This window comes from Candidatus Francisella endociliophora, assembly GCF_000764555.1.
Taxonomy (GTDB): Bacteria; Pseudomonadota; Gammaproteobacteria; order Francisellales; family Francisellaceae; genus Francisella; species Francisella endociliophora.
Genome location: NZ_CP009574.1, coordinates 940,169 through 962,343, shown reverse-complemented (window position 1 = coordinate 962,343; position 22,175 = coordinate 940,169). Strand labels below are relative to the sequence as shown.

Below are 22,175 nucleotides of genomic sequence, written 5' to 3'. Positions count from 1 at the left end.
ATGCAAAGATCAATAAGAGGAGCAACAACTATTGCTGAGGATACTAAAGCAAATGTTGTTAGCGCAACAATAGAGTTGCTTCAAGAAATTTTGAATCAAAACTCAGTAGAAATAGATGATATTGTAAATGTTATATTTACAGCTACTACTGATATTAGCTCGGGTTTTCCAGCAGTAGCTGCTAGAGAGCTAGGCTTAATAAATGTGCCGTTGATAGACTGTCAGCAAATGATGTGTGAAGATGCTTTAGAGCTTTGCATAAGAGTTATGTTGACATATAATACTCATAAGAGCCAAAGGGATATTAACCATGTTTACTTGCATGGTGCAAAAGTCTTAAGACCTGATTTACTAAAATAATAAAAGGTATTTTTTTTATGTGGTTATTAGAAAATATAGATATGAAAAAATCTAAGTATATATTGCCTAGCTTATTTACAAGTGCTAGCTTGTTATTTGCTTTTTTAGCAATTATATCAGCTTTTCAAGGTAGATTTGTATCATGTGCTGTATATATGCTTTTGGCAGGATTTGCAGATGCATTTGATGGTAGAGTAGCTAGATATACGCATACTCAAACAGAGTTTGGTGCTGCTTTAGATAGCTTAGCAGATGTGGTTTCTTTTGGAGCAACCCCTGCTTTAGTTATGTACTTTTGGAGCTTACATCATATTGGTCCTTTAGGGGCAGCAATTTCTTTTTTATACTTATTAGCAGTGGCTCTAAGATTGGCAAAGTTTGATACTATGCCATCTAAAGATATTAATGAAGAATGTATTATAGAGCGTAGATTATATTTCTATGGTATGCCTTGTCCAGCAGGTGCTGTAACAATATCAGGTCTTATTTGGCTTGGACAAAAGACTTTTATAGGAGATTATGCTTTTATAACTGTTTCATTAACTATCTTTACTGCTTTGTATCTAGCATTTATGATGGTAAGTGATATTAAATTTAGAAGTTTTAAAGATAGTGATGGTCATGGGAATATAAGTAAATTATATGTTATCTGTTTTATTTTGATTATTCTTATGTTATTCACAATGCCTGAAAAGCTACTTTATTTAATAATGATGGGATATGCATTATCAGGGCCAATATCTCATTATAAATATAAACAGAAAATAAAAAACAATGATTTAAATGAAAAATCAAGTGTTGATGGGAAGCAAATAATTGATGCAGATTAGAGATTAAGCCTTATTCTCTAATTGTAAATGCATCATCATGGCTAGGGTTTCCTTGTTCTGCTTCTATCTCTGCAGCTACACCACCAGGTTGTTGTAACGGTCCTGCCTCATTTGAATCAAGATCCTGTTCTGATGGTGGTGGAGCTACATATCCAAAAGAATCTCCTTGAGAGTTTGTACATGATATTAATGCTGTTATAAATACAGCCAATATTAGTAAAGCTAACTTTTTCATTTATTTACACCTCTAAAAATAGTTAATAGTACTACTGTAATAATAGCAGATTTATATCTAATTTAGATGCATTAAATAGTTTATAAATTTCTTTAGTTTTCGTATAATGATGGCAGTATGTGTAAAAAAATAAGCAAATAGTAAGCTTTTAGGATTAATCATGGATAACTCTATTTCTTTAGTGCAACTGATATGGCATGCAAACTTTATAGTTCAACTTATAATGTTGGCTTTGGTTGCTATGTCGATATATTCATGGGCTATTATGTTTGAAGTAAATAATCGTGTTAAGAAGTATCGTAATGAGCAAGCACAGTTTGATAAGCTTTTTTGGGCGGGGCATCACATTCAAAAATTATATGATTATTACTTACAGCATAAGGAGAATATCTTTGGGAAATCTATAATATTTTGTTCGGCTTTACGAGAGTTTAATGGACTAAAAGAGACTGGTGTTTTAAAGGGTGATACCATCCTTGAGGGTATGGAAAGAACTGTTAGTATAGCTATCTCTCAAGAAGCAAAAGAGCTAGATAAAAAACTTCCTGCTTTAGGTACTATAGGTGCTGTAGCGCCGTATATTGGTTTGGTTGGTACCGTTTGGGGAATCATGTCTTCATTTAACACTTTAGGTGGTGTGGAGCAAGCTACTATTTCAGTAGTAGCACCACATATTGCAGAGGCTTTGATTGCAACTGCTTTAGGTCTTTTTGTAGCTATTCCAGCTGTTATAGGACATAGCAGATTGTCAAATCAGGTTGATGATGTTCTATCTAGTTATGAGTCATTCCAGGATGACCTATGTATCTTGCTTTTGAAAGAAGCGTATAGGGATGAAACACAGTATCAAAATCAAGAAAGCCTTTAGGAAAGTCTTTTAATATGAAAAAAAGAAATAAAAGATTCTTTAGAAAAAAAAGACCTATGGTAGAAATCAATGTAGTTCCTTACATTGATGTTATGCTTGTGCTTTTAGTGATATTTATGATCACTACACCAATTCTAACTCAAGGTGTAAAAGTGGATTTACCAAAAGCTCAATCAGAAAAGATACCATCTAATGATAGTAAACCTATTGTTGTGACTGTTAATAAGCAGGGTGAATATTTTGTAAATCAGGGTGTTAGTGATCCTAAGCAAGCCTTAAGTTCAGGGGCTCTTGCAAATGCAGTTGTTAATTTGTCAAAGCAGAGTCCTGGTAAGCCTGTATATGTCAGAGGTGATAGTAGCGCAAGCTATGGTGAAGTTGTAAAAGCAATGGCTCTTATTCAAAGAGCTGGGGTTGATAAAGTGGGGTTAGTCACAGAAGATGGCAAATCTTAATTATCATAAAATATTACAATATTGTAAAAAACAAATAGATCAAAACCCATATACAGCTAAGGCTATACTGGTCCATGTTGGTATAGTAGTTATATTGTATATATTATCATTAGTTAGTATGCTCAGGTTTGAGTCTAGTCAAGCTACCTTACACGCACAAGTTTCAAATTCACCTAAGAAGATACAAGTAATTCAAGCTACATCTATAAGCAGTAGTGAATTAAGTAAACAGCTCTCTGCTTATGAAGATCATCAAAAACAGCTCAAGCAAGCCCAAGCAGATGTTAAAGAAGCTAGGCAAGATGTTAAAGAGGCGAGACAACAAGCTCTTAAAAGACATCAGCAAAAGATGAAGGAAAAAGCTGAAGCAGAACGTAAGGCTAAACTTGAAGCTAAACGTAAAGCAGTACTAGAAGAGAAGAGAAAACAGCAAGCTCAAGAGCGTAAAGCTGAACAGGAAAAGCAAGAGAAATTAGAAGCTGAGCGTAAGGCAAAAGAAGAAGAAAAGAAAAAAGCTCAAGAAGCTGCTAAGCGCAAGAAAGAGCAAGAACGTAAAGCAAGAGAAGAAGCAGAACAAAAAGCTCGTCAAGAAAGGTTGGCAAAAGCAAAAGCTGAGGCTCAAGCAGCAGCTAGAAAACAAGTTGAACAGAGCCAAGCTCAATCTGCAATTTCTAGCTATATATCTGAATACCAGAGTAGAGTTGGTGCCAATTGGATTAAAGATTCATGTCGAGGAATATATAATTTACCAAGAGCGGTTACACAAAATGGTAGATTTATTAAGTTAACGGGAACATCGGGTAGTTATAGGTGTGATCAGTCATTGATTGATGCTGTTAAAAATACTCAACCGCCAAATATATCAAACACAATTGCAAAACAAACAATACAAAGAGAAAACTTAAGCTTTGAGTTTGAGTCAAAATAGGAGTTTAGAAGAGGGTTATGATGAGAAAAATTGTTACGAGTTTTTTTGTTTTTGTTTTTCTACAGTCTAGCTTACAGGCAGAGCTAGTTGCTAGGGTTACTACAGGGGTAATTCAAAAGCCTCTTGTTTCTGTAATGAGTAATAACGTTATAGATCAGTTTCCTCAGGATATTAACTCTGTAATAGTTTCTGATTTAAACCATAATGCAAAGTTACATGGTAATGATACTATCAAGTATGAGATCAAACAAAAGCAGGATGTGCCTTGGACAAAGTTAAAAGCTGATTATGTTGTTTTAACTAAGTTTACTAAGAATTCTCATAATAATTATACTGTTGAAGTACAGATCTTAAAGAGAAATAATACAAGTTATATTCAGTCAATTACGTATAGAAATATAAATGTATCACTTATGCGAACTTTAGCGCATAAAATTTCTAATTATGTTTATGAGAAAATTACGGGGGATAAGGGCTTTTTCTTAACAAAACTTGCTTATGTGAAAGTGAGTAACCCATATGCTAGATATGGTAGAATTTATGAGCTTGTTATATCTGATTATGATGGCTTTAATAAGCATGCTGTACTTAGACAAACAGATAATCCAATAGCTACACCATCATGGTCAAAAGATGGTAGATATATTGTATATTCTAGCTATAGTGGTGGAAGTATGGGTGTTTATAAATTAGAGATTAGCACTGGGAAAGTTACGCGTATTACTAATTATAAGGGTATTAATAGTGCGCCATCATTCTCTCCAGATGGTAACTCAATTGCATTAGCTTTATCAAAAGGTTATTCAGACCAAACTAATGTTTATATAATGAATTTAGTTACAAGATCGCTTAAAAGAATAACTATAAACGGTATAAATACAGCGCCAAGATTTTCTCCTAATGGTAAGAGTATAATATTTACCTCAGATAGAGGTGGTAGGCCAAATATATATGTAGCACCTGTGAGTTCTAAATACCCTCAATCATCAAGATTAAGTAGCAAAATATATCAAGGGTATGAGCCAAATTATACTCCAGATGGTAAGGATGTTGTCTTTATGTACCAGAGATCGCGCTCAAGTGGTATTCAGATTGCTGACTTTAATTTAGCTAGTGGAAACATAACCACTTTAACAAAGGGTAAATCAGATAGTTCACCTACTGTTTCGCCATATGGAGATATGATAGCTTATATATCTACAAACTCTAGAGGCTATAGCTCTCTAGATATGGTATCATTAGATTCAGATAATCATTTTAATGTCGAAACAGCAAATGATGGAAGTACACTTATTCAATCACCAAGCTGGTCGCCTAAGAACTTTTAAGGGGCTTTAAATGAGAACTACTTTAAAAATTTATATTGTAATTTTTACTAGTATAATTCTAACAAGTTGTGCTTGGTATAAAGGCCCTCCTCTACAGTCAAATGCAAATGGAAGTCTTGATGGATCATCTCTTGATGAAACAAGTGGTCCTGGTTTTATTAGTACTTTAGAATCTGCAGATAATTATGGAGCTAGTGATACAGGCTATGCAGATAATGGTGGTAATTATGTTGTTTCAAATTTTGATAATGTCGATTAATATAGGAGATTAAAATGAAAAAAAGTATCGTAGGATTAGCAGTAGTAGGCTCTATGCTTATGTTATCAAGCTGCTCTAGCACTAGACCTGATAATAGTGATTTGATCAAAGATAAGTATGCTGGAGTGGATAGCTCTCAAGCTTTAGAAATGTCATCTCAGATATTTGGCTCTGATAATATGAGCTCTGATGAAGTTGCTAAAATGAAAGAAGAACTTATGAATATTAATTGCAGATCAGTATACTTTGGTTTTGATAGTGATAATATCACAGATGATGCTAAGCAATGTCTTGATCAAACAGCTGACTATTTGATTGCTCACCCAGATCAACCTATTAAGTTATCTGGTAATACTGACCCTAGAGGAAGTGAGAAATATAACTTTAATCTAGGTCAGAAGCGTGCTGAGGCAGTTTATAATTATCTACTAGATAAGAATGTTAATAAAGACCAGCTTTGTGTAGTAAGTTATGGTAAATTAAAGCCAGCAGCAGAGCCAACACAATTTTATGATGAGTTCTGTGCTGATGGCGTAAATGACTCTTGCTCATATAAAGCATCTGAGAAAGCTTACTATTTGGACAGAAGAACTGATCTTGACTTTGGTGTTAAGTGTGATGAAGATAGTTCTTCGTCAGATGTCGCGAGTGAGATGTAATTTTCTTTATCTATTTTTTTCTTTAGAATTGTTCTAAAATAGTCATATAAATTTATTTTTCAAAACATTAATATGATTAAAATTCCTAAAATTGGCTTTGTTAGTCTTGGCTGTCCAAAAAATCTTGTTGATTCTGAGCGTATAATAACTAAGTTAAAAGCAGAAGGTTATGACTTGGTAGATAACTATGATAATGCTGATATGGTTATCGTTAACACATGTGGATTTTTAAATTCTGCTATTGATGAGTCTTTAGAAGTGATTGGTGAAGCAATTGCTGAAAATGGTAAAGTCTTAGTAACAGGGTGTCTTGGTAATAAAGCTGAGATGATTAAAGAAAAGCATCCTCAAGTTTTAAGTATTACTGGCCCACAGGATTATGAAAATCTTATCGAAGCTGTACATACACATGCACCTATATTTGCAAATGATTTTGTTTCGTTAGTACCACCTCAAGGTATTAAGCTTACACCAAGGCATTACTCATATTTAAAGATATCAGAAGGGTGTAATAATACTTGTACTTTTTGTATTATTCCAGATATTCGTGGTAAATTAAAAAGTCGTTCTATAGACAATATCATGAAAGAAGCTGAAAAACTTAAAAATGCTGGTGTCAAAGAGTTACTTGTAATATCGCAAGACACATCTGCTTATGGTGTTGATATTAAATATAAGCCTGGAATATGGAATGATAAGGAATATCAGAGTAATATTTTAGACCTTGCTACAGCTCTTGGCGATTTAGATATGTGGACAAGAATGCATTATGTATATCCGTATCCACATGTTGATAAGATTGTACCGCTTATGGCTCAAGGAAAGATACTTCCTTATTTAGATGTACCTTTACAACACTCATCACCAGAAGTTTTAAAAAGAATGAAACGACCAGCTCATACTCAAAAGACTCTTGATAGAATCAACAAGTGGAGAGATATTTGTCCAGATATAACTATTCGTAGTACATTTATAGTTGGTTTCCCAGGTGAGACAGAAGCTGATTTTGAGCACTTATTAGACTTTGCTGAAAAAGCTCAACTAGATAGAGTAGGTTGTTTTAAGTACTCTGAAGTAGAGGGAGCAAAGGCTAATCAATTTGATAATTTAATTTCTGAAGAGATTAAGCAACAGAGATTAGATGAATTTATGGGATTACAAGCTCAAATAAGTGCTAATAAGCTTGAAGGTTTTGTTGGTACAGAGCAACAGATCATAATTGATTCAATAAATCCTGACGAAAACTATGCTATTGGGCGTACAAGATATGATGCACCAGAAGTAGATGGACAAGTTATTGTAGGTGATGCAGCAGAGAGAGGGTTAAAAGTAGGTGAATTTGCGAATGTTGAAATTACTGAATCTACTGAATATGACTTAATTGCAGATTAGATTCTTTTCATTAAACTTTCTTAATATTTATCTGTGTAAAAAATCCATAAGTTTATTTGTATACTTAGAATACTAAACTTTTATTTGGGAGAGTTTTATGAGTAGTAATCTAGTTGTTATTGGAGCTTCTGGTTCTATAGGACATTCTGTAACTAAAAGATTAAGGTATTTGTACCCAGATGTGCATATATATGCTTTTTCACGCACCAAAGTAACTAATTTTATAGATGATGTGGTTTATCAATACATTGATTACTTTGATGAGTCAACAATCGAGAAAGCTGCAAAAGATGTTTATGAAAAATCAGGAGCTATTAGTCTAGTTTTTGTAGCCACTGGTATACTACATACTTCCGAGATAAAACCTGAGAAAGCTCTAAAAGAGCTATCCGCTGATAAATTTATTGAACTTTTTAAGGCAAATACAATTTTTCCAGCTTTAGTAGCAAAGCATTTTATACCCAAGTTATCTAAAGATACTAAATCTGTATTTGCAGCCGTCTCTGCACGAGTTGGTAGTATTTCTGATAATAAACTTGGCGGTTGGTATGCTTATAGAGCTTCAAAGGCTGCTTTAAATATGTTTATCAAAACGGTAAGTATTGAAACTAAGCGTGTAAATCCAAACACTGTAATAGTTGGGGTACATCCAGGAACTGTCGATAGTCATTTATCAGAACCTTTTCAAGCAAGAGTACCTCAAGGAAAGCTTTTTACACCTGAGTATTCAGCTAGTAAGTTAATTGACGTACTAAATGATTTAAAAGTAGACGACAGTGGTAAATGTTTTGCATGGGATGGTAAGGAGGTGTTACCTTAATTATGAAGAAATAGCACTTACCTACGAAGACAGTAATCAATCATTTAATTGGAATAAGATGTAGGGAAGAAGTAAAGTACTGTTTAGATATGTGTTAAAGATCAAATAAAAAATAAGTTTATCAATTTAATGTTGAGAGTTTTCCCTTTGCTTTTTTAATATCTAGTTGAAATTGTTTATTCTCTCTTAATTTTTTGAATACTGCTAAAGCTAATCTTCTAGAGGCATCAACATCGCTTTGCCAATGCACACCTAATATAACTCTGCTGTCTCCAAACTCAACTCCTCTTAAAAATAGTTGCTTTCTATATTCATCTGGGAGTATTTCTATCAGAGTATAAGCTGCTATCATACCTCTTGTTGCATGACCGGATGGATATGAGCCTGTTTTTAAGTCTTTTTTAGAACATTTTTTTATAGCTTCAGGTATTTTTTTATTTAGATATTCACATGGTCTTTTCCTATTATAAAAGTCCTTAGCGCTATTTGTTGCATTACGAGCATCTTCACTTACTTTTTCTATAATATTGACTGTTTGTTTTACGATTTCATTTTTTATATTTTCAGGAATATCGTCAATAGGCTTTATGAAACTACTTACGATATATTCTGGAGTTTTGACTCTATCTGCTTCGGCCTGATTTTTAATTTCTGGAGCAATTTTTTTACCTGTTATAAAGTCTATATCGTTTATATATGCTGTAGAAATATCTATATCTAGCTTAAAGTTACTATTGTCTATTTTCATTTCAGGGGGAGGAGGCAGAAGTTCCAAGCTCTCAATGGCTGGCCTATCTTCAGGAAAGTAGCCATCTTTGGTGAAAGAAAGAGAACATAGACATAAAAAGAGTATTTGGATAACTACTAGTTTTTTTAACATTTTTATTTTTACAAAACTTATATCTGATATTCAAAGTTATAGTTTTTGTACATAAAAGTAAAGTTTGCCAGAGAATATGAATATTTTATTGACATGTTTGTCTAAAGTAGACTAAAATGTATAAAAATTAAAATAGATAAATAAATGAAAGCAGAATTAGAAGTATATATTGGGGTAGCGGAAGCCATAAGCAAATTGTTATATCCATTTGCTGAAGTGGTAATTCATGATCTAGCTAAAAATCAGATAGAAGCAATATTTAACCCTATTTCTAAAAGAGAAGTTGGAGATTCATCGTATTTAGATCATATTGACTTTAAAACTTATGCTGGAGGTTTTCCAAATGTAATAGGGCCTTATGAAAAGTTGAACTATGATGGCCGAAAGATGAAATGTATTATTACTGTTATCAAAAGTAATGACAGCAAAGTTATTGGAACGTTGTGTATAAACTTAGATATTTCTGTTTTTGATAAATACCAAAATATTTTAAACTCTTTTTTAACCAATAATGATACTCAAATGTCTGAGCAAAAGCAGAATATGTTTAGAGATACATTATATGAAAAGATAAATAACTTTGTAAAAGAGTATTGTATTGCTAATACAATATCTATAGATAATCTAACCCGTAATCAAAAAAAAGATTTAATTTTAAAACTTAAAGAAAATGGTGCATTAGATGGTAAAAATGCAAGTAAATATATTGCTAGTTCTTTGGGTATTAGTAGGGCTACTGTTTATAACTATCTTAAATAAATTAACAGAAAAAGGAAAAAATAAATTATGTTATTAGTACTAGGGGCTATTGTTGGTTTTGTAGCTAGCTTTATTTCTACACTACTTGGAGGAGGGGCTGGGTTAATTGCAACACCAGCTTTTTATTATATTGCATTACATATATATGGTCCTCAGTATGCAATGCAAATAGCATTAGCAACTTGTTATGGTATGTCTGTTTGTTTAAGTTTAGTTGCTACATATAAGCACCAAAGAAAAGGTAATATAGCATTTGGAGAGCTTAAATATTATTTGATATTTTTAGCTATAGGAACAATTATAGGAGCTTTTATAGTTAGACATATCAATACAGAATTACTAAAGTATATTTTCTCAACTTTATTGATATTAAGTGGTATTTGGATGATTCTACATAATGATAGTAAAGTTATTAATCCTCCAGAAAAAGTTAAATACTTTGTATCAGCTATTTGTGGAACTCTTGGTGTGTTAGCAACATCAACTACATTTACAACGATGTTTTTTATAAAAATTGGTACAGAACTTAAAAAAGCTATATCAATAGCAAGTGTATGTGTGCTTATAACTTCATCACTAGCGACAGTTATCGTTGTTTTTGGAGTAAATATCGATGTGCCTAATACATATGGTTATGTAAGTATACCTATGCTTTTAGCATCAGGAATATTTGGGATTATAGGAAGTCTTTTAGCTGTTAGATTTCTCGGATTTATATCACCAAAGATATTAAAGATTTTGTTTATTGTTTTAATGTTTGTCTCTGGGATAGTAATGCTTTTATAAAAGTTTGAAAATACTTAGGGTAAACGGTATACTTTGAGTTCTTATGGAGAGGTGGCCGAGTGGTTGAAGGCGCACGCCTGGAAAGCGTGTATAGTTTAACGACTATCGAGAGTTCGAATCTCTTCCTCTCCGCCAGTTTAAGGAAGAAAATTGATGGCTAAAAATGCTCTTATTATAATTGATGTACAAAACTTTTTTATAACAGAAGATATGCATCAGTTGCCTAGACAGATCAAAGAGCTAATAATATCTAAAAATTTTGATCATGTGATTTTTTGTAAGTTTGTAAATGATCCACAAAGTAATTTTTATAAAATACTTGATTGGAAATATTGTGAAGAATCACCTGATATAGATATACATCCTGAGATGTTAGAATTTGTTAATGAAAATAATGTTTTTGAAAAATCAACATTTTCTGCATTTAAATCAGAGCTTCCTGTGTTTCTTAACAAAGAGAATATAAATAAATTATACTTATGTGGAGTAGATACTGATGCATGTATACTGGCTTCTGCATTTGATGCTTTTGATTTAGGATATGACGTTGAGATATTGATAGATTACTGTCAAAGCAGTAATGGTGATAAAGCTAATTTGGAAGCTTTTAAAATTATCAGAAGAAATTTTGTTAGAGCTCAGAATGAGAGCTTTTCTTAAGTAAGATAACTGCTGCTATCGCCAAACTAACCCAACCAAGCATAAGCGAAGTTCCACCTATTGGAGCTAATTTCATAACAGTTGGAATATTGCAAACTATAGAAATATAAATTCCAAAGCTAAAAAGTAAAGTTCCAATTATAAAAAGGATATTACTTAATTTAAGTATCAAGCAATTTGCTAAGTTTTTACTACTTAGAAGTGCTAAACCAATACCACTTATAATTATTGCATAAGCTTGATTATAGCGAACTGCCGTCATTATGAAATCAAAGTGTTCAGCTGAAAGTTGTGTTTTTAGTCCATGTTCTGCATAAGCTCCAAAAGCTACAGAGATAAAGCCCAGAATGGCTCCTATTATTAGGTGCATAGTTATTTTCAGGTATTTAGATTTTGTTTTAGGATAAATTTTATAGGTTTGAAAAGCAATATAAGAGTTATAAAATCATATAGCTTATTTAAATATTATTTTCTATTGGTTATTTTTTGGAATATAATAAATTTATGTGATGTTTGAAAGTATTTACTTAAAATTAATCACACTATTTCTTAGTAACTTCCTAGGGGTCAAAAATGAATTTTTCTAATAAAAAGATATTACTAAAAGCTATATTTATTTCATCTGCTATTGGTTTGGTAACTACTTCTGCTTTTTCAGAGAAAGTAGACATTCAAGTAAAGCCTGTAGAACAAAAATCAATAGGTAGAGTTGATCAGATGAGTCAAATACCTAAAGATTTACAGATAATAAATTTTAAATCTTTAGCACAAAATTTCGATAAAGAAGTATTTAACTGGAATGTAAAAGCAGAGCATTGGCCAGTAATATGGATGGATAAAACTCAGAAAAATTTTCCTCAAAATACATTTGGCATATACACAGCAATGGGTGATGCCCGTCAAGGACCTGATAATACTGATGGTAAGGTTCATGAAGCAGTAGCTGGTATGGGAGCTGTTTTAGGTAGCACTTTGGTTGGGGTTGATAAGAGTAATCAAGATACTTATAACTATGTAACAATGCTTAAAAACTACTATGGTGAAGATGGTGGTTGGAATATTATGCAAAATAATGTTGATGATGAGTCTGGTGCAACTGGCGGCGGTTACCATCGTGATTGGTGGTACGATATTTTTCCTAATGTTATGTTTTATGCAATAGCAGATAAATATCCCAATCAGCGAGATTTTACAAAACTACAAAAAGCAATAGCAGATAAGTTTTATGCTGCTAATAATATCTTGAAAGGAGATTATGGTTATTCTTTCTTCAACTATGCTCAAATGCTTCCTCAACATAGTGATGTGCCAGCTCAATATGATGCAGCTGCGGGACATTCGTGGGTATTGTATGATGCGTATAAAAAATTTGGAGATAAGAAATATCTTCAGGGTTCTATAGATTCATTACAAGCATTAGAGGATGTAAAAGAAGATCCTACACAAAACACTCCATTCTATGAAGTTCTTATGCCGTTTGGAGCATATATGGCAGCTAAGCTTAATGCTGAACAAAATACACATTTTGATGTACAAAAAATGCTAGATTGGAGCTTCAATGGTAAAGGCGGCCCTCGTCCAGATTGGGGAGTGATTGTTGGTGAGTGGAATGGCTATGATGTATCAGGAATGGTTGGTAGTACTTCTGATAGAGGTGGTTATGGCTTCTTGATGAACACATATGATATGGCTTGGCCTTTAGTTCCGATGGTTCGTTATGATCAAGAATATGCTAATGCTGTCGGTAAATGGATGCTTCATGCTGCGAATGTAGCTAGGTATTTCTATCCGCAATATATGAATCAAAATCATCAAGCTCTTAAAAAAGGCTATGCTGAAAATACTGGTAAAAGTGTGATAGCGTATGAAGGCTTGATTCATGATTTCCATCCAGTTACAGATTATGCTGGCCCAGATGCTGACAAATTTAATAATGATGTTGATAATATCAAAGCTCCAATTGCTCAAGGAGATGGTCCTGGTTGGATAAGAGATGAAGAAGGCAAAGCTATAAATCCAGTATCAACTGAATTAGGTGTATATGGTAGTGCACATGTAGGAATATTTGGAGCAATTATCGAGAAAACTAATGTAGATAATATTTTACAATTTAATCTTTTAGCGACTGATTTTTATCATGATCCTGCTTATCCAAGTTATTTATATTATAACCCTAATACTCAAGCTAAAACTGTAAGTGTTAATCTTGCAAACTTAACAAAAGCTAAAAAAGTATCTATATATGATACTGTGAATGCAAAATGGCTTAAAAAAGATGTTGTTGCTAGAAAAATAGATATATCAATATCTGGGGAGTCTTCTAAGGTGTTAGTTATAGTTCCTGCAAATGCTAAGATTGTTGCTAAGGCAGGTAAATTATATGCTAATGGTAGGGTTATTGATTATAACTATCAAGGAGATAAGTAATGTCTGATTTAGCTAAAAGATTTCAACAAAACCCTATATTAAAACCTGCTGATATTGTTCCATCACATCCTGATTTGGAAGTTACATGTTTATTGAACCCTGGTGTTTTTAGATTTGATAATAAAGTTTGGCTTTTACTAAGAGTAGCTGAGCGACCAGTGCAAAAAGAGGGCGTAATATCTTTTCCAATACTTAATGAGGATGGCTCTATGGTAATCAAGGAGATTGCTGAAAATGATCCTGATTTGATTGCTGATGATGCCAGAGTAATTAATTATAAAGGAGATGATTATCTTACTACATTGTCGCATTTAAGGCTTGTATGTAGTGACGATGGTATTAATTTTAGAGAAGATCAAAATTATCTAGGAATCTTTGGGATAGGTGGGCATCAAACTTTTGGTGTTGAAGATTGTCGAGTTAGTCAAATTGGAGATACATACTATCTTACATTTACAGCAGTATCTCCAAAAGGTGTCTGTGTTGGGATGAAAACTACAAAAGATTGGCAACACTTTGAGGATCATGGAGTTATTTTCCCTGCGCATAATAAGGATTGTGCAATCTTTGAAGAAAAAGTTAATAGTAAATATTATGCTCTACATCGTCCAAGTAGTGTTGATATTGGTGGAAATTATATATGGATTGCTGAATCTCCAGATAGTCTACATTGGGGTAAGCATAAGTGTATTATGCAAACACGTGAGGGTATGTGGGATAGCGCTAGAATAGGGGCTGGAGCAGCTCCAATCAAAACTAAAGATGGTTGGTTAGAAATATATCACGGAGCAAATGAAAAACATCAATATGCTCTTGGCGCTGTATTATTAGATTTAGAAGATCCATCTAAAGTACTAGCAAGAAGTGAGAAGCCTATAATGTTGCCGCAAGAGGACTATGAATTGAATGGTTTCTTTGGTGAAGTTGTATTTACAAATGGTCATATTGTTGATGGTGATAAATTGACTGTATATTATGGTGCGGCTGATGAGTTTGTTTGCGCGGCTGATTTTTCAATTCAAGAGATTCTAGATGGATTATTAAATCATGACTAGTTTACGTACAAAATTAATTAAGTTTACGATAGTCTATACATTTTTCTCATTAGCAATGTTTACAAGTGTGTTGTCTACATTTATCCTACAAGCAACGCATTATTATCATGTTTCAAATGCTAGTGCAGGGACTTTAGAAAGCTATCAAAATATTACACAGGTTCTACTTTCTTTTATCGCATTTTCGATATTGTTGAAAGGTGGTTATCGTAATACTATGCTGGTTATATTAGTATTGATGACACTAACTTGTATTAGTATGCCGTTTTTAGATTATTATTGGATACTTAAGCTTTATCTAGTGTTTTTAGGATTTGCATTAGTTTTTTTAAAAATAGGTGTTTATTCATCAATAGGCCTGGTAACTAATTCTCAAGAGCAACACGCATCTTTTGTATCTGTCGTTGAAACTAGTTGGATGATTGCAAGTATGATTGGTATGTGGGTTTTATCATTCTTTTTGCACCATATTAATTGGTTATATGCTTTTTGGATATTCGCAGGTTTTGGGATTGTAAATATAGCTTTATGGTTGTTATCACCGCTTAATGAATCCGCTTTAGAAAAAGAGAAAAATAAAAAAATATCAGAGCAATTCAAAGAAATTGGTCAATTTTGTAAGAGTAAATATATTTTAATGTTTATAGCTATGGCTTTTATAGCTGGATTAGTTGAACAGGGTATATTTGCTTGGTTACCATCATTCTATAGAGATGTTGTAGATTTACCTGGAAGCTATAGTGTGCAATTGGCTAGTGCTTTTGTATTGTGTATGGCTCTAGGTAGAATTATCACTATTGCTTTACTTAAAGTTTTGCGTTGGGATAGAATACTATTTTTGAACTATATATTTGGAGTGGTTTTCTTACTTTTCTGTCTAGGGCTTATTCAACAGCAGACACATGTGATTAGCTCCTGGTCTGAAGTTCATATAGAGGCATTTTTACTGCCATTAATCGGTATATTCATAGCCCCAACTTCACCACTATTAAACTCTACTATTTTGAGCTCGTATGATAAGGCACAACATAGTTTAGTTATGACAATCATTACAATCTCTGGCGCATTAACAGGTAGTATTGCTGCAAGGTTATTGGGTGAACTATTTGATGTTTTACCAGGGATTACAGCTTTTAAAATATCAACAATTATTCCACTTGTGATAGTCGCTATAGCTATATTGCCGTATGCTAAAGTGATTAATAAAAAGAATGCAAAGACACATTAAAGATATTGAAGCAAAACGACTAATAGTATTATTAAACCAACCCAGTGGTTGTCAGAAAAAGCTTTTATACAATTTGTGATGCCTAATTTTTTATACATGAAATAATTTCTAACAAAGAAAATAGCATTCACTAAAACTCCTATGTAGAAAATAATATTGAAGTCTAAATTTATTCCTAAAAAGCATAAAAAAACTAAAGAGAAAAAGTTAAATATAAAAATATATTTAAATACTTTATCACCAAACAATACTGCGGATGAGTTAATACCTATCTCAAGATCAAACTCTCGGTCAGCTAAGGCGTATACTGTATCATAAGCGATAGTCCAGCAAATAGTTGATAAATAAAATATCCAAGCTTCAAAAGGTATATGATTTTGCGTAGCTGAAAATGCCATAAAAATACCAAAATTAAATGCTAGGCCAAGTACTAGCTGAGGAATCGCAAAAAACCTTTTACAGAATGGATAAAGTACAGCTAAAAATAATGCGATAAATGATAATAAGATTGTGTATAAGTTTAAAAATAATACACATATAAATGCAACTAATGTGAGAGCAATACAGAGCCAAATAGCATTTTTCACAGTAAGCTTACCACTAGTCAATGGACGAGTATTTGTACGGGCAACATGCTTATCAAAATCAATATCAGCAATATCATTAACAATACAGCCAACAGTTCGCATAATAACTACACCGAGTGTGAAGATTACTAAAAGCTTCAAGCTTGGTAAGCCATGATTAGCTAAAACTAAAGCGGTAAGAGTTGGCCAAAGAATTAGTAATATTGGAATAGGGCGGTGAAGTCTCATTAGCATAAAATATGCATTTAATTTTTCTCTACTAAGCATCACATTGCTCCGGTAGGATCAAGAAATATTCTGTAATCAAAAACTTAAGCTGGTTGTCATGTTTGTATTCAAATACTGAGCTACGCGAGAAAATATCTTTATCTATGATTTTACCTGTTTCATTATAAAAATCTTCAGAAGATAATTGAGAAATTATAAACTCTCCTCTTTGAAACTTTGATTTGTCAAATAGTAGATTATCTCCAATTGGTTTTGTACCTAAGTCATCTAGCTCTTGAGTGAAAAAATCATAAGTGTCATTTGGTACAATAGTTCTTGCAAAAACAAATGTTTTATCTGAGTTTGAGAGTGTGATTTGTCTAACCAGAGCAGTATCTATATTTAATAGTTTTTTCTCTAAAGAGTTTAATTTAGCAAATTCTTGAGAGATCTTTTCTAGAGCTATTTCACCGTAATGTTTAGATAGGCTAGTAACTAAGTTTTTAGCATCATTTAGCCAATATTTTTCAATTTTAGTTAAGCTATCTTTGTTGATTATAGTCATATATGAGAAATACCTTTAAGTTAAGGTTTCTTATTTTCTTTTGCATTTGTATAATTATACACTTATAAAGCTATGAAATTAATCAAAAAGGATTCCAAAAATGCGTCCAAGTGGTAGAGATAATGATCAATTACGTAATGTAAAAGTTACACACAACTTCACAAAACATGCAGAAGGTTCTGTTCTTGTTGAGTTTGGAGATACAAAGGTGCTTTGTACAGCTTCTGTAATGGCAGGTGTACCAAGATTTAAAAAAGATTCTGGTGAAGGATGGTTAACCGCTGAATATGGTATGCTTCCTCGCTCAACTCATACTCGTATGGATAGAGAAGCTGCTCGTGGTAAGCAATCAGGCAGAACACAAGAGATCCAAAGACTAATCGGTAGAGCTTTGAGAGCAAGTGTTGATCTAACAGCGATTGGTGAAAATACTATCAAGGTTGATTGTGATGTAATCCAGGCAGATGGTGGTACGCGTACAGCTTCTATAACAGGCGCTTCTTTAGCTATTAGAGATGCTATAAAGTATATGAAAGAAAATAATATGATTGCTGAAGATGCTGAGCCGCTTTTATCACAAGTTGCTGCAATTTCTGTAGGTATCTACAAAGATGAGCCAGTATTAGATCTTGATTATGATGAAGATTCAAATGCTGAGACAGATATGAACGTTGTCATGAACTCAAATGGTGGTATGATTGAGATTCAAGGTACAGCAGAGGGCAAAGATTTTTCAGAAGAAGAGTTTGCTAAAATGTTAGGTCTTGCTAAAAAAGGTATAAAAGAGATTTTTGATACAATTTTTTAAAATTTAACTCTTTTAGTTTGGTGTTGAGCTAGTCCAATTTATAACTGATCCATTTATGATGTTTGGGGCACATGTTGGTATTATTTCAGATGATTGAAATATTACACTATTCCAATTTGTTACACCGGTTGGTACGGTATCTGTTACAGCAGAGCTTTGTCCATCATTTTCAATTATTATCATATACAGAAGAGCATCTTGACTAGAATCATCTCTACTAATATTATAATCTGATCCTGCTGTTAGGGTAACGGAACTTGTATGTGGTAGTGGGGTAAAGTTAACAGGGCATGTTATTCTTATTGTGTTAGATGAAACCTTAACATTCATGCCGGGTAGTTCACTATTAAGGTAAGTTCCTGCTTTAAAGTTGGCAAAATTACCTTTAATTATAGAAACATTTGTCGTCTCTTTAATACAGCTAGATAAAATTAGTAGTGATGGTAGTATTACTGAGAATAATGATTTTCTTGCTAATTTCTTCATTTATCAACCTATTTTTAATTATTTGATTACTTAAAAAAGTCTATATAGTAATAAAATATAAAGCTGTTTCAGCACTGTAACAGTGTGTAACAATTTTGATACAACGTATAAGATTTAGGTAAATGATTAACATAGTTAGATTGCCTAAACTTAGGTGATTTGATTGGTTAGGAGTCATTTGTTGGATTATGAGTTTGGTAGATAGTATAAAAGGTTAGATTGTGCTCGCAATATATTCTTCTGATTCCAGGATTTATCTTATTAGGTTTTATTTTTCTGATAAAAAGTCTATTATTAAGTTTGATGATAAAATTTAGTGGTTATGTTGGTAAATTTATATAATTAATCAGAAAGGCTCAAATAAAAACATGACTACCTCTAAAAAAGATATTTTCTATACTTTTGTATTTTTATTAATAGCTTTTTTCTTCAAGTTATAATTACCTCGAGATTATCTAGCTTAATAACTAATGTTAATATTTTGGCAGATTTTTTGGCTTTTACTCAGATCATTATGATTATAGCCGTATATATTTCTCTAGGTTATGACTTATCTGTTGATAAGTATGTCAAATGGTTTATTGTGAATAAAAAATTTAATACTCTAGATCACTATGTCAGTTTATATGCGAATATAATTCTTAAAACATCAGCTTTAGTTTGCCTGATTATTATATTGCACTATATTTTAATCTTTTGCTTTCCAGCTTTATACAAACTTTTTAGCGGGATTAATTATTTTTACTGTAATTTTGTTTTTATTGGTGTAATTACTGTAATTCTTAACATGATCTATTTTACAGGAAGGATAATCCGTTGTTATTTAGGATCTCGATATTATGTTCTAATAGCTCAGATGCTGCCTTTTGTATTTATATGTTTAGGACTAGTTTTTATTCGAAGTAGTTTAACAAAAGATGATTTATATGTATTGGATCTTTTGTATATAGCAAGTTTTGCACTTACTGCAGGTATTGCTTTTTTAGTTCTACGTAAGATTAGTAAAAAGCGTATAGTTATAAAATATAAACCATTTGATTTTAAGATAAATAACTTTGTGAGAACAGGTTTTGCATTTGCTAAATCAGGCATATCTGCCTATATTTGATACTTTATAGTACCAATAGCAGATGTCGTTAGTTATATACGATCTACTCCCTATGTTGCATATGTTTCGACTAGTATAGTGCTTAATATTTTCATAGAAATTTTAGGTAGGACGATTTCTGCTGTAATTAAGCCAAATATTCTTCTTGCTTATAAGCAAGGAAAGGATACTTTTGTCACTAATATCCATAAGTTAGAAGCTTATATATTATCAATATGTATTGTATATCTTTTTATTGTAGTAGTATTTGGACGACAAATTTTAGTTTATCTTTATGGACAAGCTTTTGCACCTGGATACTGTATATTGTTTTAATAAGCTTTGGTGCTGCGATAGATTTACTCTTCTTACCATTTAGGCTTTCTCTTGAAATATTAGCCGCACGTATTTCACTTAGGGTAAGTATATTAACATTGATTACCTTGGTTATTAGTGGCATCTTTGGGGTGTATGCTGTGTGTATAATATATCTTATAAACCGTATAATTTATAGTTTGACCTTGTATCTCTATTTTAAGATGCAACTTAATAAGCCCAAAGCTTATCTATATACAAACTAACATCAAAAAGAAATCATTTTTTCAGGAAAAATTTTTGATTTAACTTCTAATGCAGCTGTTAAAGTTGGTATTAGAACAGGTGATAAAAATCTACCCATAGGTATATTAATGTTTGGTACTTTGCAAAGCATATCAAAATCATCGCATTGATGAACTATCTTATCACTAATGGCTTTTCCAATACGAACGGTTTGAGCTACACCATGACCACTCCAACCAAAAACACTGTATATTTTATCTCCAATATTATAAGCAGCAGTTGGCCCTTTAACAGTTAAGTCAGTTGTACCACTCCATACAAAATCAAGATTTGTTTGGGATAAACTAGGAAAAACATCTGTTATTCTTTCTTTTAACATAGTTGATGTTTTCTCGAAATCCCATCTTGAACCAGTACCAGCAGCGCCAAAAAGAATTCGATTACCTCTTACTTTGCGAAAGTAGTCAATTTGTAATGATGTATCATATACTGGCATATTAGTTGGTAGAAGTTCATTTGAATCAAAACTTAGAGGTTCTGTAACGCTTACATAACTATAAAAAGGTATAGTAGCTTTTGCTTCTTGAGAAAGTATTTCAAATGTTGATACATGAGTTGCAACAATCACTTTATTTGCAGTGATTTTGCCTCCTTCAGTCTCAACTATTATTTTATTATTGTGCTGGTTTAGGTTTAATGCTTTAGTATTTTCGTATACATTGCCTTTATTTTTTTTAAATGCGTATACCAATCCTAAATTTAATGCTAGTGGGTGGATATGGCCACCAATACTATCAAATATACCACCATGATATATCTCCGATTTTATATGCTTTTTTATACCTGTAGTACTTAGTATTTTAGGAGCATTATCTCCTAATTTCTTTCGTGAATTAACAGATTTCTTTAAGGCAGTAATATGTCCCGGATGGATAGCTGCTGTTATATGCCCCTGTTTATAATCAACATCAAGATTATATTTTGTAATAATATCCTGAATAGTTTGCATTGAACTGTGAGATGTAAATTCCCAGAGTCTTTTTGCTTCATCTATTGTGAAGCTTTTAGCGATATCACAAGCTTCCCAACGAGCAAGCCCTGGGGTGAGTTGGCCACCATTTCTACCAGAAGCATTTACTCCAATTTGATCTTGGTCAATTAATATTGTATCAATATTGTTTTCTGAGAGGTGTAGGGCTGTAGAACTACCAAGTAGACCTGCTCCAATAACTAGCACATCGCATTTTGTATTTCTTGCAAGTCTTTTATGTTGTGGTAAATCTTGTAAAGATGCTTGGTAATAGTTTTCAGAATCTTCACGATTTGGTAGATTTGATTGCCATGACCAATCACCAATAGTGTTTGACCAACTTTGAGAGTTTAACTTTGGAATATCTAAGATTTCTGGTTTATATTTAGTGGAGTTCATGGTGAGTGTTATTTAATGTTATTCTACAAATACACTTATATCATAGAAAATATATAAAAGATAATGGTATTTAATTAGAGCTAGATATATATGAATTAATTTTAGTAAGTAGTTCAAAATCTTTTGATTTTAATTCAAATAAAAAGTCTTGAAGGGGCTCGCTTTTTGCAAAAAGAAGTCTTTGTTCAATTTGTTTTATTTGATGTTCAATAGTTTTTCTTTCTTGATAAAGATTATTTAGAGCTTTATCAGCATTTTTGAAAAAGTTTTGGATATTATCTTCTTTTTTAGCTTGTAACTTACTTTTAAGATTACTGCTAAGGCTTGAAGTTCTATCTGTAGAAAGTTTTTTTCTACCTAATGAAAGTTTTTTACGAGGTTGTTGATCTGACATTTTGTTTACTTCTTTATTGTTAATTTGTATTTGTTTTTTTATAGAAAAATAAAATCCTGAATGAAATTCATGATCATTATAGTATATTTGATACTAAATTTATAGCCTATACCAATTACACA

At 32.2% G+C, this 22,175-nt stretch carries 27 protein-coding genes and 1 tRNA gene; 20 read left to right on the top strand and 8 right to left on the bottom strand.

Annotation, left to right across the window (positions count from 1 at the left end):
• Both aroH and QI37_RS04770 read left to right on the top strand, forming a co-directional pair.
• Positions 1-360 carry a chorismate mutase gene (gene aroH, locus QI37_RS04775; protein WP_040009041.1) on the top strand — a complete coding sequence of 120 codons (360 nt, stop codon included), beginning with the start codon at positions 1-3 and terminating at the stop codon, positions 358-360.
• Positions 361-377: 17 nt separating this feature from the next.
• Positions 378-1,190 carry a CDP-alcohol phosphatidyltransferase family protein gene (locus QI37_RS04770; protein ID WP_040009040.1) on the top strand — a complete coding sequence of 271 codons (813 nt, stop codon included), beginning with the start codon at positions 378-380 and terminating at the stop codon, positions 1,188-1,190.
• A 10-nt stretch (positions 1,191-1,200) separates the two neighbouring features.
• Here QI37_RS04770 and QI37_RS04765 read toward each other — a convergent pair whose 3' ends face one another.
• Positions 1,201-1,425: a hypothetical protein gene (locus tag QI37_RS04765; protein ID WP_040009039.1), complete on the bottom strand. Its 225-nt coding sequence runs from the start codon at positions 1,423-1,425 to the stop codon at positions 1,201-1,203.
• 160 nt (positions 1,426-1,585) lie between these two features.
• Here QI37_RS04765 and tolQ point away from each other — a divergent pair, with 160 nt between their 5' ends.
• From tolQ to QI37_RS04725, 8 genes are all read left to right on the top strand, one after another.
• The gene (tolQ, locus tag QI37_RS04760) at positions 1,586-2,293 is read left to right on the top strand and encodes a protein TolQ (protein ID WP_040009036.1); all 708 of its coding nucleotides are present in this window, start codon (positions 1,586-1,588) and stop codon (positions 2,291-2,293) included.
• A gap of 14 nt (positions 2,294-2,307) precedes the next feature.
• Entirely contained in the window at positions 2,308-2,748 is a 441-nt protein-coding gene (gene tolR / locus QI37_RS04755; protein ID WP_040009034.1) for a protein TolR, read from the top strand.
• A complete protein-coding gene (gene tolA, locus QI37_RS04750; protein ID WP_040009032.1) occupies positions 2,735-3,676 on the top strand; it encodes a cell envelope integrity protein TolA in 942 nt (313 codons plus the stop codon). Before tolR ends, tolA begins: the two co-directional genes overlap by 14 nt.
• Positions 3,677-3,696: 20 nt before the next feature.
• Positions 3,697-5,004, top strand: coding sequence for a PD40 domain-containing protein (locus tag QI37_RS04745; RefSeq protein ID WP_200883208.1), 1,308 nt, complete (start codon positions 3,697-3,699; stop codon positions 5,002-5,004).
• A 10-nt stretch (positions 5,005-5,014) separates the two neighbouring features.
• Positions 5,015-5,263 (top strand): hypothetical protein, encoded by a 249-nt coding sequence (locus tag QI37_RS04740; protein WP_040009028.1) that lies wholly within the window; start codon positions 5,015-5,017, stop codon positions 5,261-5,263.
• 14 nt (positions 5,264-5,277) lie between these two features.
• Complete coding sequence (locus QI37_RS04735; RefSeq protein WP_040009026.1) at positions 5,278-5,922, top strand: OmpA family protein; 645 nt, start codon at positions 5,278-5,280, stop codon at positions 5,920-5,922.
• Between the two features lie 72 nt (positions 5,923-5,994).
• Positions 5,995-7,314: a 30S ribosomal protein S12 methylthiotransferase RimO gene (rimO, locus tag QI37_RS04730; RefSeq protein ID WP_040009024.1), complete on the top strand. Its 1,320-nt coding sequence runs from the start codon at positions 5,995-5,997 to the stop codon at positions 7,312-7,314.
• Positions 7,315-7,411: 97 nt separating this feature from the next.
• A complete protein-coding gene (locus QI37_RS04725) occupies positions 7,412-8,134 on the top strand; it encodes an SDR family NAD(P)-dependent oxidoreductase (RefSeq protein WP_040009022.1) in 723 nt (240 codons plus the stop codon).
• 121 nt (positions 8,135-8,255) lie between these two features.
• Here the strand turns inward: QI37_RS04725 and QI37_RS09955 are convergent, their stop codons facing one another.
• Positions 8,256-9,014 (bottom strand): phosphatase PAP2 family protein, encoded by a 759-nt coding sequence (locus tag QI37_RS09955; protein ID WP_052399155.1) that lies wholly within the window; start codon positions 9,012-9,014, stop codon positions 8,256-8,258.
• A 144-nt stretch (positions 9,015-9,158) separates the two neighbouring features.
• Between QI37_RS09955 and QI37_RS04715 the strand changes: the two genes are divergently transcribed.
• The 4 genes from QI37_RS04715 to QI37_RS04700 all read left to right on the top strand — a co-directional run bounded on the left by QI37_RS04715 (position 9,159) and on the right by QI37_RS04700 (position 11,219).
• Positions 9,159-9,773, top strand: a complete 615-nt coding sequence (locus QI37_RS04715) for a helix-turn-helix transcriptional regulator (RefSeq protein ID WP_040009021.1) — start codon at positions 9,159-9,161, stop codon at positions 9,771-9,773.
• A gap of 27 nt (positions 9,774-9,800) precedes the next feature.
• The gene (locus QI37_RS04710) at positions 9,801-10,559 is read left to right on the top strand and encodes a sulfite exporter TauE/SafE family protein (RefSeq protein WP_040009019.1); all 759 of its coding nucleotides are present in this window, start codon (positions 9,801-9,803) and stop codon (positions 10,557-10,559) included.
• Positions 10,560-10,604: 45 nt separating this feature from the next.
• Positions 10,605-10,694 (top strand) — tRNA-Ser (locus QI37_RS04705).
• A gap of 18 nt (positions 10,695-10,712) precedes the next feature.
• Positions 10,713-11,219, top strand: a complete 507-nt coding sequence (locus QI37_RS04700; RefSeq protein ID WP_040009017.1) for a cysteine hydrolase family protein — start codon at positions 10,713-10,715, stop codon at positions 11,217-11,219.
• Here the strand turns inward: QI37_RS04700 and QI37_RS04695 are convergent.
• Positions 11,191-11,589 carry a DUF423 domain-containing protein gene (locus tag QI37_RS04695; protein WP_040009016.1) on the bottom strand — a complete coding sequence of 133 codons (399 nt, stop codon included), beginning with the start codon at positions 11,587-11,589 and terminating at the stop codon, positions 11,191-11,193. The two genes, QI37_RS04700 and QI37_RS04695, sit on opposite strands and share 29 nt — an antisense overlap.
• A gap of 203 nt (positions 11,590-11,792) precedes the next feature.
• Here QI37_RS04695 and QI37_RS04690 point away from each other — a divergent pair, with 203 nt between their 5' ends.
• The 3 genes from QI37_RS04690 to QI37_RS04680 are packed head-to-tail and all read left to right on the top strand — an operon-like array spanning position 11,793 to position 15,929.
• Positions 11,793-13,646, top strand: a complete 1,854-nt coding sequence (locus QI37_RS04690) for a hypothetical protein (protein WP_040009014.1) — start codon at positions 11,793-11,795, stop codon at positions 13,644-13,646.
• Positions 13,646-14,701, top strand: a complete 1,056-nt coding sequence (locus tag QI37_RS04685; RefSeq protein WP_040009012.1) for a glycoside hydrolase family 130 protein — start codon at positions 13,646-13,648, stop codon at positions 14,699-14,701. Before QI37_RS04690 ends, QI37_RS04685 begins: the two co-directional genes overlap by 1 nt.
• Entirely contained in the window at positions 14,694-15,929 is a 1,236-nt protein-coding gene (locus tag QI37_RS04680) for an MFS transporter (RefSeq protein ID WP_040009010.1), read from the top strand. Before QI37_RS04685 ends, QI37_RS04680 begins: the two co-directional genes overlap by 8 nt.
• Here the strand turns inward: QI37_RS04680 and ubiA are convergent.
• Entirely contained in the window at positions 15,926-16,783 is an 858-nt protein-coding gene (gene ubiA / locus QI37_RS04675) for a 4-hydroxybenzoate octaprenyltransferase (RefSeq protein WP_040009007.1), read from the bottom strand. The genes QI37_RS04680 and ubiA overlap by 4 nt on opposite strands.
• The gene (locus QI37_RS04670) at positions 16,776-17,288 is read right to left on the bottom strand and encodes a chorismate--pyruvate lyase family protein (RefSeq protein WP_040009005.1); all 513 of its coding nucleotides are present in this window, start codon (positions 17,286-17,288) and stop codon (positions 16,776-16,778) included. The genes ubiA and QI37_RS04670 overlap by 8 nt, the downstream gene beginning before the upstream one ends.
• Before the next feature lie 100 nt (positions 17,289-17,388).
• Here QI37_RS04670 and rph point away from each other — a divergent pair, with 100 nt between their 5' ends.
• Positions 17,389-18,096: a ribonuclease PH gene (gene rph / locus QI37_RS04665; protein WP_040009002.1), complete on the top strand. Its 708-nt coding sequence runs from the start codon at positions 17,389-17,391 to the stop codon at positions 18,094-18,096.
• 12 nt (positions 18,097-18,108) lie between these two features.
• Here rph and QI37_RS04660 read toward each other — a convergent pair whose 3' ends face one another.
• Positions 18,109-18,582: a hypothetical protein gene (locus tag QI37_RS04660; RefSeq protein WP_040009001.1), complete on the bottom strand. Its 474-nt coding sequence runs from the start codon at positions 18,580-18,582 to the stop codon at positions 18,109-18,111.
• 481 nt (positions 18,583-19,063) lie between these two features.
• Between QI37_RS04660 and QI37_RS04655 the strand changes: the two genes are divergently transcribed.
• Both QI37_RS04655 and QI37_RS10215 read left to right on the top strand, forming a co-directional pair.
• Positions 19,064-19,690 (top strand): hypothetical protein, encoded by a 627-nt coding sequence (locus QI37_RS04655; RefSeq protein ID WP_040008997.1) that lies wholly within the window; start codon positions 19,064-19,066, stop codon positions 19,688-19,690.
• Positions 19,691-19,768: 78 nt separating this feature from the next.
• Positions 19,769-20,005 carry a hypothetical protein gene (locus QI37_RS10215; RefSeq protein WP_144242707.1) on the top strand — a complete coding sequence of 79 codons (237 nt, stop codon included), beginning with the start codon at positions 19,769-19,771 and terminating at the stop codon, positions 20,003-20,005.
• A 247-nt stretch (positions 20,006-20,252) separates the two neighbouring features.
• Here the strand turns inward: QI37_RS10215 and QI37_RS04645 are convergent, their stop codons facing one another.
• Positions 20,253-21,659 (bottom strand): NAD(P)/FAD-dependent oxidoreductase, encoded by a 1,407-nt coding sequence (locus tag QI37_RS04645; protein WP_040008991.1) that lies wholly within the window; start codon positions 21,657-21,659, stop codon positions 20,253-20,255.
• Positions 21,660-21,729: 70 nt separating this feature from the next.
• The gene (locus tag QI37_RS04640) at positions 21,730-22,053 is read right to left on the bottom strand and encodes a hypothetical protein (protein WP_040008990.1); all 324 of its coding nucleotides are present in this window, start codon (positions 22,051-22,053) and stop codon (positions 21,730-21,732) included.
• Between the last annotated feature and the right edge of the window lie 122 nt (positions 22,054-22,175).